The sequence below is a fragment of the Aestuariibacter salexigens DSM 15300 genome, from assembly GCF_000429145.1.
Taxonomy (GTDB): domain Bacteria; phylum Pseudomonadota; class Gammaproteobacteria; order Enterobacterales; family Alteromonadaceae; genus Aestuariibacter; species Aestuariibacter salexigens.
The window spans coordinates 449,186-465,326 of sequence record NZ_AUBH01000001.1 but is presented as its reverse complement, the minus strand read 5'-3'; the positions used below and the strand labels follow the sequence as shown (position 1 = coordinate 465,326).

Sequence of the window (16,141 nt, the reverse complement as noted above, 5' to 3'; positions counted from 1 at the left end):
TAGGGCGGCTTTTTTATAACTTGAATCGGTCAACAGCGATCCGCAGTCGCTCACTGAGCTGGTCGATTTGCTGAGTTGCCTGATTAGATTGTTCTGTCGACTTGGCACTTTCTCCCGCCAATTCTACGACGCGTTGTAAACTGTCTGAGATTGTCTGCAGTAGTTTGTCCTGTTCGGTAGTATCCATCACGATGCGCTGGTTGATTTCGCTCAAGCCAGTGATGATCTCTGTAATACTGTCGACCTGTTGATTAACCTGGCGAATAACCTCGACGCTCTCAAGTGCCTGCTTTTTACCGAGTGAAATAGCCTCTACCGCTTCTTTGGCATCTTTTTGCAGTGAGCCAATCATCTGTTCAATTTCTTCGGTCGAATCATGGGTGCGATTTGCCAGCGTGCGCACTTCATCCGCTACGACGGCAAATCCCCTGCCCTGTTCACCGGCACGTGCCGCCTCAATCGCCGCGTTTAATGCCAGCAAATTGGTTTGCTCAGCAATGGTTTTAATGACGTCCAGAATGCCGCCAATATTGCGGCTGTTCTGATCAAGCCGATCGATGATCTGAGCTGATGCTTCTGCCTGATTGGCTTGCGTCTCCACCTGCTCTCGGCTGCATTGCACCTGCATGACAACTTGCTTACTCTGCGCGGTAACCTGCGCGAGCTGTTCGCTGGACGTGTTAATTTGCTCAACGTTGCTTTGACTGGTCTCACGGATCGTCTGGGTATTGCGAGCGATCTGGTTGATTTGCTCTTGCTGAAGCTCTACCTGCTCCAGGCTTTGCTCGCCGCACTGAACACTCAACCTGGTGGCGTCTTCCAGCTGCTTTTCCTGGCCCGCAATATCACTGATAAGCTGATGTAAACTTTGCGCCAGACTATTCACGCTTTTCGACAGGTCGGTAAATTCATCATCTCCGGTCACTTTAGCCTGGCGGCTTAGGTCACCCTCACCAAGACTACTCAGCGCGTTGTTAATTCTCGCCAGTGGCACTGCAATGCTGCGGGCCGACAGCACACCTAATACCCCGACCGCAGCGAGACCGATAAACGCAATGATCACACTTTTAACGATGTTTGCCTGCACCGCGTCCATAATGGCCTGCTGGCCGCTGAGCGTATCTGCGTTGATGTTATTATATATGGTACTTAATGCTTCAATGGCCTCTTCGAGCGCAGTATCGGCCAGTTGTTTTTGTTCAGCAGCGCGCGCCACCAGATCAATTTTTTGGGCCTGCATTTCCAGCAGGCCATTGTCACCGGTCAGCCCGTCGTTCATGAGTGCATACTGCTCACGGAAAGCATCTACAATCCCGTCAGTTTGTACGTCTTCTGCAAGTCGATACAGGTAATTGGCATCCACTTCGATATTGCTTACCGCGTAGCGTAAATCTTCCTGGATGATCTGACTTTGTTCGGCATCACTCACTGACACGAATTCTTTGATGGTGTTAAACAAAGGCGCAAGTTTATTGTCGATGTTTGCACCGGTGCCCACCAATGCCCCCAGGTCTGCCTCATCGCCCTCCAGATAAGATAAATCCAGCATAAGCGCACTGGCTTCATCGGTGTAGCCGATAACCTCGGTAGTTTTCGCGGCAATGTCGCTGTCCAACTGAAGCTGCTCCAGACGACGTTCATACATTCTGCGGCTGGCTGCTAAATAGGCCTGACTGGCTTCAGCCGCACTGGTGTAGCCTGGGCCACGTTCAGTCATCATAGTGGAAAGCGTCTTGAAACTGGCGTCAAACTCGCTGGCGAGGCTGCTGAAACGTTGTTCATTCTGCTGCAGCCGGCTCAGGTTATCTTCGTTATAACCATTGGCTGTGATGCGCCCCAAGCTCAGAATGGCAGTTTGCACGTCCAGCATGGTAGATTGAACGGGCATCTTCGTTTTGACGACGTCCACTGCAGAAGAGCGAATGTCCGCCAGTCCAAAGTACGAAAGGATACTTGTAAGAAACAATAAACAGCCGAGGATGGCAAATCCTGCGATGTTCTTATTTACGACCGTAATGCGCATTGACTACCCATAATTTGTTAGCTTTTTATTTTTATTATTAACAGCGGTTGAACGGAAATTAGATTCCCTTCAATTTATCGCCATATTTCCTAACAACATTAATAGTAAACGCCTTGTAAACATCTGACCAGTTAAAATCAAAAGATGTTGCTTAACAATTCATCATTCGAGCACCGAGTCATCCGATAAACCTGCCGATGGCTTTCAAATCCTGCCAACTAACTTATAATGTGCTGCACTATGTTTCAATCACAGATTCCGATGGACCAAAATAAAGAATTAAAGAAGGCCGGCCTGAAAGTCACCTTACCCCGACTTAAGATCCTGGAAATCTTACAAGAGCCTGATAACCAACATATCAGTGCAGAAGACGTGTATAAGATTCTAATCGAACAGGGGGAAGAAATCGGCCTGGCGACGGTGTATCGGGTACTTAACCAGTTCGATGACGCCGGGATCCTGAACCGACACCATTTTGAAGGTGGTAAATCGGTATTTGAAATCAGCCATAAGAAACATCATGACCATCTGGTGTGCCTGAAATGTGGCAAGGTAATCGAATTCGAAGATGAATTAATCGAGCGTCGTCAGGAAGAAGTGGCGAAACAACATAATATGAAACTCACTCACCATAGCCTCTATCTCTATGGTGAATGCAACGATGGTAATTGTGATAACGAAGAGTGATCTGCTTTAAACAAGAGTACGCGGGACACGCGGCGGCAGACGGGTAATAAGCTCGTAGCCTATAGTCCCCGCCCAACTCGCCACTTCATTTGCACTTAAGTCCGCCCCCCAGAGAATACAAGGGTCACCGATGTTAACGCGGCCAATGTCGGTGACATCAACTGTGATCATATCCATTGATACACGACCGACCAGCGACGCACGCTGACCATTTATCAGCACCGGTGTACCGCTTCGCGCGGATCTCGGGTATCCGTCACCATAGCCAACGGCAATAGTCGCGATGACCGAAGGTCTCTGCGCGCGCCATGTATTGCCATAACCGACGGCCTCACCGGCAGCAATCTCGCGAATTGCAATAACCTGTGACGACAACGTCATGATAGGTGTTAACTGGCGAGCCTCAGGGTGCGAAAATTCAAACGGTGAGAGACCGTAAAGCATTAATCCAGGACGGTTAAACTGCTTATGTGTCGCCGGCCAGTTCAATAAACAGGCAGAGTTAGCCATACTCAACGCAGGCTCCTGCCCCCTCTCTAACAAGTCTTGTACTATTTGCTCAAATCGCGCAAGTTGCATATGCGTAAAACTCGGATCAGCATCGTCGGCGCTGGCGAAATGCGTCATAAGAATAATGTTGCCGATATGGGGCAATGCATCAAGCTGTTGGTATACCTCGACGGCTTCATCCATATCGAAGCCAAGACGGTGCATACCGGTATCAATTTTTAACCACACATTGAGGGCACTGCAGTGTTCTGCCTGACGCAACGTATCGAGCTGGTTGTGATTATGGATCACCGGCTCAAACTGATTGTCGATGGCGAGCTGCCATTCTGTTGGCTCGAAGCAGCCTTCCAATAACACCACGGGTTTCGTTATCCCGGATCGCCTGACTCCGAGCGCTTCTTCACAGCAAGAAACCGCAAACATATCCACGTCAGCGTCAAGAATGGGCACAAGTGCCTGGGCACCGTGGCCATATGCATCAGCTTTCACCACCGCAACGACAGCTGACGCGGGTGCTAAAGCACGTGCGACACGCAGATTATTTTTCAGTGCTTGGGTATCAATTGTGAGGTGAGTTGGACGTGTCATTGTGCCTAATAGTCAAACTTATGTTGAGCATACAACGTCATCGCTTTATGCCAATACCGACCGGGCTTGCCACTACCAATAGGTTGTCCGTCTATAGAGACTACCGGTCGTATTTCTTTACTTGAACTGGTTAACCACACTTCGTCAGCCTCACGAAGCTGCTGCCGCGTGACGGTATCTTCGACCACAGGCACATCAAAATCGCGCAAGATACTGATCACCAGCTGTCGTGTGATGCCAGGCAGCAACTGATTGTCCAATGCCGGCGTAACAATCCTGTTATCGAGCACGGCAAAGACGTTACACGCACTGGCTTCAGTGATGTGTCCATGCTGGTTGTACAGGATCGTTTCATCCTGACCCTGCTCCCTGCCATGTTGAAAATGCAGCACGTTACCCAGCAGTGAAGTTGATTTAATATGGCAGCGTCGCCAGCGCATGTCCTCACAGGTGACCACATTGACACATTTCGCTGAGTCAGGGTGACCGGTTCCTGCTTCCGGAATCGCAAATGCAAAGGCAAATATTGTGGGTGTTATCTGCTCGGGAAAACCGTGCATACGGGTCAGATCTGCGCCACGACTGATATGAAAATATACGCCAAGATTACCATTACCACTTGCTTGCAGAAGGCGGGTCGCGATTTCCTGCATTTCCTGATCTTCGATAGTGACACGAATGCCAATGGCATCAAGCCCGTTGCGCATTCTTTGCATGTGTGCACGCATGCCTACCAGCCGTCCACCGTAGCTCGGTATCACTTCATAAATACCGTCACCGAACAGAAAGCCTCTGTCCATCGGGGAAATACGAGCCTCACTTAAAGGCAGATACTGGCCGTTCAGATAGGCCATTTGTGAAATGTCTGACAACCGAAGGTCCTTTATGAAAACATTAATTCACTGACAGCGGCATAGTATGGTCAAAGCGATATTTTTCCAACTGTAAATGCGCCTGTGCATCCAATACGTCGATAATGTCAAAGCTCACACTGTCACCCGGTTTTGCCTGCGCCAACGCATTGGCGTCACTGCGTAAAATACTGCCCAGTTTGTGGTATCCGCCAATTGTTTGCCGGTCACTAAGCATAATGATCGGCTGTCCGTCTGCGGGCACCTGAACTGCTCCGAAACAGATCCCTTCAGAAAACAATGGCGAAGTAGGCGGCGTGACGGCACTTCCGGAGAGCCTGATGCCCATACGGTCACTTTTATTACTGACTGCATAATCATTGAAAAGCAAGGTGCGGATGCTTGACGAAGGGAAACTATCAAACTGATACCCTTTTACCAGTCGCAATATGATTTTGTCAGGAAACGATGGAATAACTTGCTCAGGAGCCCTCAATAGAGTCTTAGGCGTATTGTTTAGTGCTACGCCCTGCAGTACATCGCCTGCACTAATGACGGAACCATCTCCCTTGTGTCCGCCCAATCTCTCCCTGCGGTTGGTAGACACACTGCCGAGGATCTCAGGGCCGGTGAAACCGCCGCTTATTGCCAGGTAGTTTCGAAAACCTGCATCAGGCGGCGCAACAGATATTACCTGACCTTTTTTGACCCTGTGGCTTTGCCAGGTTGCGTGGGGGTTGCCATCAATGCAGAACGTTGCATGAGCACCTGTCAGTGCTACGACCGTTTCACGCAGCACTTGTGCCTCAAACATCCCCGCCGTGATCTCGATGCAGGCGCTATTTGTCGAATTACTGCATAACCTATTCGCCCACGCGTAACTGTGCGTATCCAATGCGCCACTTGAGCCAACCCCCATCGGCTCACCGCCGACTCGGCCCCTATCCTGCAGCGTTGCATACGGACCAGGTTGGCTCACTTTCATGACTGACACTGACTGACTACTCATCGATGCTGATACCTACGTGCGCGAGTTCAGACTGTGCGACAGGCTCAAACCTCACCCGGTCACCTACTTTCCAAATGGTTTGATGCGATGGTTGTAACGTGAAAACCGGTGCGGCACATTGCCCCAGGATGTGCCATCCACCTGGTGAAGCCTGTGGATAAATAGCGGTCTGCGACTCAGCAATAGCAAGCGAACCCGCAGGTACAGCTGTTCTGGGTGTTGACATTCTAGGTAGCTGTAAGCGTGTATCCAGACTCCCCATATAGGCAAACCCCGGCGCGAACCCAATCGCATACACCCGATATTCAGTTTCGCTGTGTAAGGCAATCACTTCATCAACGGCAATCCCGGTGGATTTTGCCACCGCATCAAGATCACACACGTCTCCTGCACCATAACAAACGGGCACCGTTAAACGACGACCACCTTTATCCTCCAGAGCCTCAGCAGGCAGTAATGCTTTTATCCTGGCACGGAGGTCGAGATATGGCATCACATCGCTGTCATAACTGACCAGTAGGGACTGATATGACGGTACCATTGAAGTGATCGGCAACGTGCTATCCACCAGTTGTCGATGCAGCTGGCTAATGGCAGCATTGGCTTTATCAAGATCACTACAGTCAGCGTAAACAATAACGCTTTGTTCCCCAGCGTTTTGTATTTGCCAGTCAATACTCAAGACGCTAACTCATCAATCAGACTTCTAAGTTGTGCTGCGATGGATAGCGCTTCCTCTCCGTCACCATGCACGCACAGAGTATCGGCTTTGACACTCAGGTTGTGACCAGACACTGTCGTCACTTTACCCTCTTTGATAAGCTGTCGGGCCTGTTGAATACATTGTTTTGCGTCAAGCACCGCACCGGGTTGTGCTCTTGGTTGCAGCTGTCCGTTGTCCAGGTAGCGCCGATCGGCAAAGGCTTCAAACAGCAGTGTCAGACGATGTTTATCCGCCATATGCTGATGAGTTTGCCAGTTGGGCGTGGCCTGGATCATAAGAGAGAGCGGGCGATGGTAGTCTGCGACGCCCTGCATGACGATATCGAGCAAATCTGTATCCGCCATCATGTCGTTATACAGCGCGCCATGAGGCTTAACATAATCTACGCTGGCGCCAAGACTTTGTGCCACGCCCTCCAGTGCACCAATTTGATAATGCAGCAATGCAATAAGCTCACTGTGACTGAGACGCATACTGCGCCGGCCAAAGCCCTGCAGGTCGGGATACGCCGGATGGGCCCCGATACTCACGTGATTCAACTTTGCGTGATGCACCGCGCGCTGCATAACAACCGGATCGCCAGCATGAAAACCACAGGCAATGTTAGCCTGATCTACATACGGCATGAGTTGCTCGTCCTGGCCCATTTTCCAGGCCCCGAATCCTTCGCCTAAATCGCAATTAATCAACATGATACTAGGGGTTACCTGACTTCTTGGTTACACTATACGGCTTAGTCTATCAATAACGTTCAGTGCTGTTTACTCCACAATGCTAAATCTAGGTCAATTCAACTCCATGACGGTCGCAGAGACGCTGCCGTTCGGCTTCTTGCTTCGCAATCAACATGGCGATGAGGCCATATTAAAACATGACGATCCACAGCATGCTGATATTGCACCTGACGATGAAATAGAGGTGGTCATCTATGAGGATAAGCAGGGTCAGAACTGCGCATCGTTGACACCACCCAAAGTCCTTTGCGATAACACTGCTGCGCTTACTGTGACCGGCGTATCCAAGCACGGCGCATTTGTTGACTGGGGTATAGAACAGGATTTATTCGTTCCTATTGCACAGCAGGACAGACTGATGCAGGTCGGGCTCACGTATGTGGTGCACGTTTACTATGACGACAAGTATCAGAAGCTACAGGGCAGCACCAAACTGCATCGTTTTTATCCGGAAACCGATGCCTATTTAAAGTCAGGGGATGCGGTCACTCTGCTGGTCACGGCGAAAAGTGAACTGGGTTTCAAGGTACTGATAGAAAACCGTTGTTTAGGCCTGATATTTAAATCCGATGTGTTTATGCCAATTAAGCCCGGTCAGTCTCTGACAGGTTTCATCAAACAGGTCCGCGAAGATGGCAAACTTGATGTTGCCCTGCAGCGAGATGATGAAACCGGTCGCTCATCACTGCATGAGCAAATTATTGAAGATTTGCTCGCACATGGAGGCGTATCAACCCTAACCGACAAAAGCCCTGCAGATGAGATCAACCGTCGTTTTGGTGTGAGCAAAGGCGCCTATAAAAAAGCACTTGGTGCGTTGTTTAAACAGCGTCGCATCATCATTAATAAAGAATTTATAAAATTAATAAGTGAGGAAATGCAATGAAAGCAGTAGTCGACTGGCAGGGAGACTTAATCTTTAAAGGCACCATGGATGACGGCCGTGAAATCGTGATGGATGGTAATGATAAGCACATTTCGCCCATGCAATCTGTGCTTGTTGCTGTGGGAGCATGTTCATCTGTAGACGTGGTAGAGATCATGAAAAAAGCCCGTCAGGATATCCAGGCTTGTCAATGCAGACTGGAGGCAGAACGAGCGGATTCTCCTCCTAGAGTATTTACAAAAATTCACGCCCACTATGAAGTAAGTGGCGTTGATATCAATGAAAAACACCTGCAACGGGCCGTGTCATTGTCGACTGAAAAGTATTGTTCGGTGATGCTCATGCTCAACGCTTCAGTGCCTATTACAACCAGTTTTAGCGTTACTGCACCGACCGAGGCCTAAGCAGAATCATATTTGTGGTCAAAAATCTCAGGTGTTGGCAAATTTGGCCAACACCTTTTGGTTAATCTCCCCACCCCTCTCTCTTTTGAATTCTATACCATTGTTTTTATTAGATTATTTTTAGTGGCACGAGTGATGCACAAGACTGGCATAGCACGCATACGCGAATACTTTTACAGTCGAGGGCAACATGGAATTTCAACGTCTACACAACAAAACACTTTTTTACACCCTTTCAACTGCAGCGCTGTTGAGCGCCTCACTAACTTTAAGCGGCTGCAGTGGCGCAGCGGCATCAGCTGATAATCCACAGGAAGACAAGAAGGTCGTTGTCAGTATTCCGGTAGAGACAGCGTCATTGCAGCGCGGCGATATCTCATCAAACTATTCGACCACTGCGGTGTTAGAAGCGAAAGAAGAAGCATTTGTCGTCGCCAGAGCATCGGGGATTATCAGCGAAATTCTGGTTGAAGAAGGGGATTATGTTGAAAAAGGTCAGGTGTTGGCGCAATTAGAGCCCGAGCGTTACCACCTTAGTCTGTCTAAGGCGAAAGCTGACCTGAAAGGTATCGAGAAAGAACTGGCCAAAATCAATAAAGTGCATGATAAAAAGTTAGTCAGCGAAGACACCTACGATAAGCTCAATGCACAATACGAGGCTGCACAAGCTGTATTGAAACTGGCTGAACTTGATCTTCAGGAAGCCACCATCACCGCCCCTATCAGCGGCTATATCGCAGAGCGCAATGCCAAAGTCGGTAACCTCACTGAGTCTTTCCAGCGTGAGCGGATGTTTCATATCGTGCAGCAAAAAGAGCTGTACGGCATTGTTCACCTACCGGAGAAAGAACTGTCTAAAGTACACGAAGACCAGCGCGCCTCACTGGCAATGACCGCGCTTGGCAATCAGAATGTTGATGCTTACGTAGAGCGCATCAGCCCTGTCATTGATGCCGCAACAGGCACGTTTAAAGTGACGCTGCGTGTACCAAATGAGGAAAACCACCTAAAAGCAGGCATGTTCGCGCAGGTCAAACTTAACTATGACACCCGCGAAGATGCAACCTTACTGCCTCGTAAGGCCCTACTGGCCATCGACAACGACGTGAACGTCTTTGTAGTAGAAGAAGGTATTGCCAAAAAGGTCGCGGTTAAAGTCGGTTATCAGGAAGGTGAATTCGCAGAGATCCTTGAAGGACTCAATGGTTCTGAGCAGGTGGTCATCACCGGTCACCAGAACCTCAAAGACCAGGCACCTGTTGACATCGTCAACGGCTAACGAAGGGATATCATCATGAAACTGGTAGAAACGGCAGTAAAACGCCCCGTTACCGTCTGGATGTTCACTTTTGCAGTGTTGCTGTTTGGCATGGTCTCATTATCACGGCTTGCCATTAATCTGCTGCCCGAGTTGTCGTATCCCACATTAACGATCCGCACCCTGTATCCGGGGGCGGCGCCGGGCGAAATAGAACAGTTAGTGTCCAAGCCGATAGAAGAGTCCATCGGCATAGTAAAAGGTGTGCACACCGTCACCTCAACATCAAAAGCCGGTCAGTCTGATGTTGTGCTTGAGTTCGCCTGGGGCACTGATATGGACATGGCCAGCCTCGAAGTACGGGAGAAGCTGGATATATTGCAGCTACCCCTGGATGTTGAAAAGCCGCTACTGTTGCGCTTTAACCCAACCCAGGCCCCTATTGTAAAACTGGGGTTGGGTAGCGACAGTCTGGCAACAACAGACGCTGCGATAAATGCCAATGACATCAGCGCCCTGAAAAATTTACGGGTATTTGCCGACGAGCAAATCAAACGCAAACTGGAATCCGTCGAGGGTGTCGCATCGGTAAAAATCGGTGGCGGCCTGGAAAATGAAGTTCAGGTGTTGATCGACCAGCGTAAGGCCGGACAGCTGAATATTACCGAACAGGAAATTGTCACGCGCCTGCGTAATGAAAACGTCAATGCGTCTGGTGGTCGTGTAGAGGAAGGCTCTCAGGAATATCTGGTCAGAACCCTTAACGAATTTACGTCGCTTGATGACATGCGGGACCTGTTTATTGCTACCCGTGAAGGTCGGCACATTCGTCTAGGCGATATCGCTACTGTCAGTGATGGCTACAAGGAACGTAATTCCGTCACCCGATTCAACGGACTGGAAGGCGTTGAGATCGCCATTTACAAAGAAGGTGATGCCAATACTGTGCAGGTTGCAAAGCGTGTTGATGCCCGTCTCAGTGAAATTCGCAATGGCCTGCCAGCGGACTACCAACTACAACCTATCTATGACCAGAGCACCTTTATTGCCAACGCTATCGAAGATGTGAAATCAGCAGGTATCATCGGTGGCCTGCTGGCAATGGTGATTTTGTATGTATTCTTAAAAAACATCTGGCCGACGTTAATTATCTCGCTGTCCATCCCAGTCTCCATTATCGCTACGTTCAACCTGATGTATGCCAACGAGATCAGCCTCAATATCATGAGCCTCGGCGGTATTGCTCTGGCTATTGGCCTGCTGGTAGACAACAGCATTGTGGTGCTGGAAAACATCGACAAGCAAAAGCAGCAGGGAAAAACAGCCAAAAACGCCGCCATTATTGGCACCAAAGAAGTCTCGATGGCGATCGTTGCGTCGACACTTACCACCATGGCGGTATTTTTTCCGCTGGTGTTTGTCGAAGGTATTGCCGGACAACTATTCAGCGATCAGGCACTGACAGTGACGTTCGCACTGGCGGCATCGTTAATCGTAGCGTTGACACTGATCCCCATGCTTGCTGCACGTGATGGTAAAAAGGCGCAGTCTGACGCATTGGATCTGGGCGAGAAGCGCAATCCATGGCGTCCCGTCTCTCGCGTGGGCTGGGGCGTATATTACCTGACCATGCCGGTACGTTGGTTACTGAAAGGCATGTTTTATGTGCTGCCTCTGCTGCTGACCAGCATCACATTGATGGTTGTAAAGGGCTTAAGCACAGCAGGTAAATGGCTATTCAAACCGCTTATCTGGGCATTTAACCTGCTTTACACATCAACCGAATCTGGCTATCGCTCGCTGTTAAACGTTGTGCTGCGTGCGCGTGTTGCGGTGCTATCCATTATCCTTACCATCAGTGTCGCGTCAGTATTACTGTTGCCTCGTCTGGGCGTGGAACTTATACCGAGCCTGACACAGGGTGAATTTTTTGTTGAAGTCAGTTTGCCCAGCGGCTCTCCTCTGGCTGAAACGGATGCGGTGTTATCCGAGTTAGCGACATTCACCGAGTCTCAGGATGGTGTAGCGCGCACCTATTCACTGGCTGGTACAGGCAGCTTAATGAACGCGTCACCCACTCAGGGTGGCGATCACTGGGGCCAGTTAAACGTCGTGATGCAAAGTGGTGCCAGTGCTGAGACCCAGCAACGGGTGATTGATAGCATGCGTGCGCAACTGTCGGAAATGGCCGGCGTACAAAGTAAATTTGGCACCCCTGCCCTGTTCAGTTTTGATACGCCGATAGAAATAGAAATTTCAGGTTACGACCTTGGCATGTTGCGTCGCTATGGCGATCGTCTTGTCGAGAGCATGGCCCAGAACCCACGCTTTGCCGATGTCAAAACCACGTTATTGAACGGTAACCCTGAACTAAAAATCTACTTCGACCATGCCAAACTGGCACAGCTAGGTCTCAATGCTCCAGATGTGTCAACGCTGATCGCCACCAAAGTGGGCGGTGAAGTAGCGAGCAAATACAGCGTGGATGATCGTAAAGTCGATATCATGGTACGCAGCGAAAATGACCAGCGCGACAGCATTGCCGATATTGGCAATATGATTGTGAATCCAGGCAGCTCTCCTGCAGTACCGTTGGACGCTGTTGCTGAAGTTACGCTGTCTACCGGTCCAAGTGAAATTACCCGGGTAGGTCAGCAACGTGTGGTTGTGATCAGTGCAAATCTGGCCTACGGCGATTTAGGTGATGCGGTCACCGAAGCCAATCAGCTGATCCGCGAACTGTCTCTGCCACTTAGCATGCAGGCTGATATTGCAGGACAAAGTGAAGAGATGCAGGCCAGTTTCACATCACTGATGTTCGCATTGGGTTTGGCAATCTTCATGGTGTATCTGGTGATGGCATCGCAGTTCGAGTCACTGCTTCATCCCTTTATTATCCTGTTCACGGTGCCTCTGGCCTGTGCTGGCTCTATCTACGGTTTATTTATCACAGGCACCACGGTCAGCGTTGTCGTTTTCATTGGCCTTATTATGCTAGCCGGCATCGTCGTCAATAACGCCATAGTTCTGATTGACCGAATCAATCAATTACGTGAACAGGGTATGCAAAAAGTCGACGCTATCCACGATGCAGCCATCAGCCGTTTACGTCCTATCATGATGACAACGTTAACAACGGTGCTTGGTCTTCTGCCCATGGCAATAGGTATGGGCGAAGGCGCAGAGGTGAGAACGCCAATGGCCATTACGGTAATTTTCGGCCTGCTTTTCGCCTCACTGCTGACCCTGGTATTGATTCCGGTGCTGTACAGTCTGTTTGACCGCAAACAATTTGCCTCGGCGACACAGGGAGAAACAGTGTATGGATAAGTTCACCTCAGCAGGTGCGGCGCTGGCCGCCTTCGCCATACGCAAGCCGGTTACGGTGTGTATGGTGTTTCTGTCGCTGTTTTTATTCGGTGTGATTTCCAGTCGTTTGCTGCCGCTTGAGAAATTTCCCGGCATCGATATCCCGCAATTGGTCGTCAATATTCCGTACCAGGATGCGACGCCTGCCGAAATTGAAAAAATGATCACCCGCCCTGTGGAAGAAGCACTGGCCACCATGTCTGGGATAAAGCGCCTGCGCTCGCGCTCAAGCGAAGAAAGTGCCGAGATCTACATGGAATTTGCCTGGGACGAAAACATCAAGGCAAAAAGTATCGAAGCGCGTGAGAAAGTGGATGCCATCCGTCACGAGTTGCCTGACGATGTCGAGCGGATTCTGGTGTACAAGTTTAACACCAACGATATGCCGGTATTCCAGTTAAGGGTGTCCAGCGAGCGGGATTTATCCAACGCCTACGACCTGTTGGAACGCAACCTGAAAATGCCAATAGAGCGTGTACCCGGCGTATCGCGGGTTGAGCTTTATGGTGTGATGAAGAAGCAAATCACCATTCGCCTTGACGCGCAGAGAATTGCAGCATTGCACGTCGATGTAAACGAACTCGCTGAGGTGTTGCGTAAAGCTAATTTCTCGATGACCGCCGGTGAATTCGTCGATATGAACCAGCAGATTGTGGTCAACCCTATGGGCGAATTCCGCAGTTTGCAGGAAATTGAAGACTTACTGGTGAATCGTAATGTCAGGCTGGCTGATATCGCAGATATACGTTACGAAACCCCAAAACGTGTTGAAGGTCGACACCTGGATCGCACTTATGCCGTAGGTTTTAACATATTTCGCGAATCTGGAAGCAATCTGGTTGAAGTGTCAAAAAATGTTTTGGAGGTCATCGACGAGGCCAATGAAAATCCAGCGTTTAATGGTATTAATCTGTTCATCATGGATGATGTTGCCGACAGTGTGACCTCATCACTAAGCGATTTGTTAAGTGCTGGATTAATTGGTGCGGTGCTCTCTATCGGCGTTCTTTTCCTGTTCTTACGGCACCTGCCCACCACCATGATCGTGGTGTTGTCTGTACCATTGTCGATATGCATAACGTTAGGCTTTATGTACTTCTTTGGCTACTCATTGAATATCCTGTCACTGATGGGATTGATGCTGGCCGTAGGTATGCTGGTCGACAACGCAGTGGTGGTCACCGAAAGTATTCAGCAGGAAAAAGAGCATAACGACAATATCATTGAAGCCACGAAAGCAGGCGTCGCGAAAGTGAGTCTGGCGGTGATTGCCGGCACGGCTACCACCGCGATTGTGTTTTTACCTAATATAGTCGGTGTAAAAATTGACGTGACGGTTTTCCTCGAACATGTGGCCATCGCCATCTGTATTTCGCTGTTTGCGTCTCTGGTCATTGCACAGACGCTGATCCCATTACTGACCACCAAAGTGAAGCTGCCCGCCAAGCTTGCTAAGCCAAAACCTCCTGGCAAAGCGAAACGTTTGTATAAACGCACGCTGGAATGGACGTTAGCGCATCAATACAAAACCGCCATGATCGCCGTGCTGCTATTGGTCAGCACCGCCATTCCTATGCAGTTCGTCAGCAATAATGATGAGGGCAACAACAATGAGGAACGGATCTGGCTTAATTACCACATCCAGGGCAACTACAGTCTTGAAGAAGTCGAACAAGTTGTAGATAAAATGGAAGCGTATCTGTATGCCAATCAGGATGAATTTCATGTCAAACAGGTGTACAGCTACTATCGTGCCGGACACGCGGTATCAGGCATTACACTGAAAGATGATTTACCGATTAAAGTCTCGGCGTTAAAAGACAAGATCAAGGAGGGTTTCCCAACCTTCGTGCGCGCCAAACCTTCTTTCCGCTGGGATGAAGGAAATGGCGGTGGAATACGGATCACCCTGTTAGGCGAGTCCTCCGGCGCATTGATGCGTTTGGCCGACCGTATCGTGCCCGTTCTCTCTAATGTTGAAGGGTTAACCGATGTCCGCACTGATACTGGACCACGTCGACAGGAATTACAGGTACGTATTGACCGCCAGAAAGCATTTCGTTTTGGTCTGACTACACAAAACGTTGCCGATATTGTCGCTACGGCGTTACGCGGCACCAATTTGAGGACCTTCCGACACGGTGACAGCGGCGAAATCGACATTCGTCTGATGTTTGATGAGGATACGCAAACGTCATTGAATGAGCTTAAAAACCTCACCTTAAAACGTGATGGCAATCAGAACGTCACACTGGACATGGTAGCAAGTGTAGAAGTTGCACCACGGCTGGCGGAGATTTGGCGCAATTATCGTCAGACATCCATCACCATTGGTGCCAATCTGCAAGACGGCACCACAACGGAGCAAGCCCGTGAGCGCATTCAGGAAGTCATGAACTTTGTTGAGATGCCATCCGGCTACAGCTGGACGTTGGATGGCAGCTTCAGACGTCAGGATGAAGCGAATAGCGTCATGCAACTTAATATGCTGTTGGCACTGTGTATGATTTACATTGTCATGGCTGCACTGTTTGAGTCATTATTACTGCCGACTGCCGTCATTACCTCGCTTTTGTTTTCCTTCACCGGGGTATTCTGGGCCTTCTTCATCACAGGCACATCCATGTCCGTCATGGGCATGATAGGCATGCTGATTTTGATGGGGATTGTTGTTAACAACGGTATTGTGCTGGTAGACCGGGTAAACCAATTAGTCAACCAGGGTTACAGCGTCGCAAATGCGATTGTTGACGGCTGTCTAAGCAGGGTCAGGCCGATTCTTATGACAGTTGCCACAACTGTACTGGGTCTTATTCCACTGGCATTAGGCTCGACCCGTATAGGAGGTGATGGCCCGCCCTACTCGCCTATGGCAATCGCCATTATTGGAGGGCTGATTTTCTCAACCATAACCAGTTTATTCCTGGTACCGCTGGCTTACCTGCTGCTGCTCAAGTTGCGACGCAAAACCGCCAATATGGTGGCGGATGCCAAGCGTATGGTGGATAAACTGACATCACTGGGACAGCGAGCACAATAGGTCCTATCAGATTATTAATCTGTTGATGTATCCAGAGGTGATTTAATTATTGAGTTTT

The 16,141-nt window shown here is 49.6% G+C and carries 12 protein-coding genes; 6 read left to right on the top strand and 6 right to left on the bottom strand.

The genetic code is table 11. The annotated features are described in order from the left end of the window. Positions 1-13: 13 nt before the first annotated feature. Positions 14-2,023: a methyl-accepting chemotaxis protein gene (locus G441_RS0102120; RefSeq protein WP_026374823.1), complete on the bottom strand. Its 2,010-nt coding sequence runs from the start codon at positions 2,021-2,023 to the stop codon at positions 14-16. A gap of 261 nt (positions 2,024-2,284) precedes the next feature. Here G441_RS0102120 and fur point away from each other — a divergent pair, with 261 nt between their 5' ends. After that, a complete protein-coding gene (gene fur / locus G441_RS0102115; RefSeq protein WP_026374822.1) occupies positions 2,285-2,710 on the top strand; it encodes a ferric iron uptake transcriptional regulator in 426 nt (141 codons plus the stop codon). A 6-nt stretch (positions 2,711-2,716) separates the two neighbouring features. Here the strand turns inward: fur and alr are convergent, their stop codons facing one another. The 5 genes from alr to G441_RS0102090 are packed head-to-tail and all read right to left on the bottom strand — an operon-like array spanning position 2,717 to position 7,084. Continuing rightward, complete coding sequence (gene alr / locus G441_RS0102110) at positions 2,717-3,808, bottom strand: alanine racemase (protein WP_026374821.1); 1,092 nt, start codon at positions 3,806-3,808, stop codon at positions 2,717-2,719. Between the two features lie 5 nt (positions 3,809-3,813). Further along, the gene (locus G441_RS0102105) at positions 3,814-4,680 is read right to left on the bottom strand and encodes an aminotransferase class IV (RefSeq protein ID WP_026374820.1); all 867 of its coding nucleotides are present in this window, start codon (positions 4,678-4,680) and stop codon (positions 3,814-3,816) included. A 22-nt stretch (positions 4,681-4,702) separates the two neighbouring features. Continuing rightward, the gene (locus G441_RS0102100; RefSeq protein WP_051275271.1) at positions 4,703-5,668 is read right to left on the bottom strand and encodes a 5-oxoprolinase subunit C family protein; all 966 of its coding nucleotides are present in this window, start codon (positions 5,666-5,668) and stop codon (positions 4,703-4,705) included. After that, positions 5,661-6,350: a 5-oxoprolinase subunit PxpB gene (gene pxpB / locus G441_RS0102095; RefSeq protein ID WP_026374818.1), complete on the bottom strand. Its 690-nt coding sequence runs from the start codon at positions 6,348-6,350 to the stop codon at positions 5,661-5,663. Before pxpB ends, G441_RS0102100 begins: the two co-directional genes overlap by 8 nt. Next, on the bottom strand, positions 6,347-7,084 hold the full coding sequence (locus tag G441_RS0102090) for a 5-oxoprolinase subunit PxpA (RefSeq protein WP_026374817.1): 738 nt from the start codon (positions 7,082-7,084) through the stop codon (positions 6,347-6,349). Before G441_RS0102090 ends, pxpB begins: the two co-directional genes overlap by 4 nt. A gap of 79 nt (positions 7,085-7,163) precedes the next feature. Here G441_RS0102090 and G441_RS0102085 point away from each other — a divergent pair, with 79 nt between their 5' ends. From G441_RS0102085 to G441_RS0102065, 5 genes are all read left to right on the top strand, one after another. Continuing rightward, positions 7,164-8,012: a CvfB family protein gene (locus G441_RS0102085; protein WP_026374816.1), complete on the top strand. Its 849-nt coding sequence runs from the start codon at positions 7,164-7,166 to the stop codon at positions 8,010-8,012. After that, the gene (locus G441_RS0102080; RefSeq protein WP_026374815.1) at positions 8,009-8,416 is read left to right on the top strand and encodes an OsmC family protein; all 408 of its coding nucleotides are present in this window, start codon (positions 8,009-8,011) and stop codon (positions 8,414-8,416) included. The genes G441_RS0102085 and G441_RS0102080 overlap by 4 nt, the downstream gene beginning before the upstream one ends. A gap of 190 nt (positions 8,417-8,606) precedes the next feature. Further along, positions 8,607-9,695: an efflux RND transporter periplasmic adaptor subunit gene (locus G441_RS0102075; protein ID WP_026374814.1), complete on the top strand. Its 1,089-nt coding sequence runs from the start codon at positions 8,607-8,609 to the stop codon at positions 9,693-9,695. A 15-nt stretch (positions 9,696-9,710) separates the two neighbouring features. Next, positions 9,711-13,004 carry an efflux RND transporter permease subunit gene (locus G441_RS17715; protein WP_051275270.1) on the top strand — a complete coding sequence of 1,098 codons (3,294 nt, stop codon included), beginning with the start codon at positions 9,711-9,713 and terminating at the stop codon, positions 13,002-13,004. Further along, entirely contained in the window at positions 12,997-16,083 is a 3,087-nt protein-coding gene (locus tag G441_RS0102065) for an efflux RND transporter permease subunit (protein WP_026374813.1), read from the top strand. Before G441_RS17715 ends, G441_RS0102065 begins: the two co-directional genes overlap by 8 nt. The last annotated feature ends 58 nt before the right edge of the window (positions 16,084-16,141 follow it).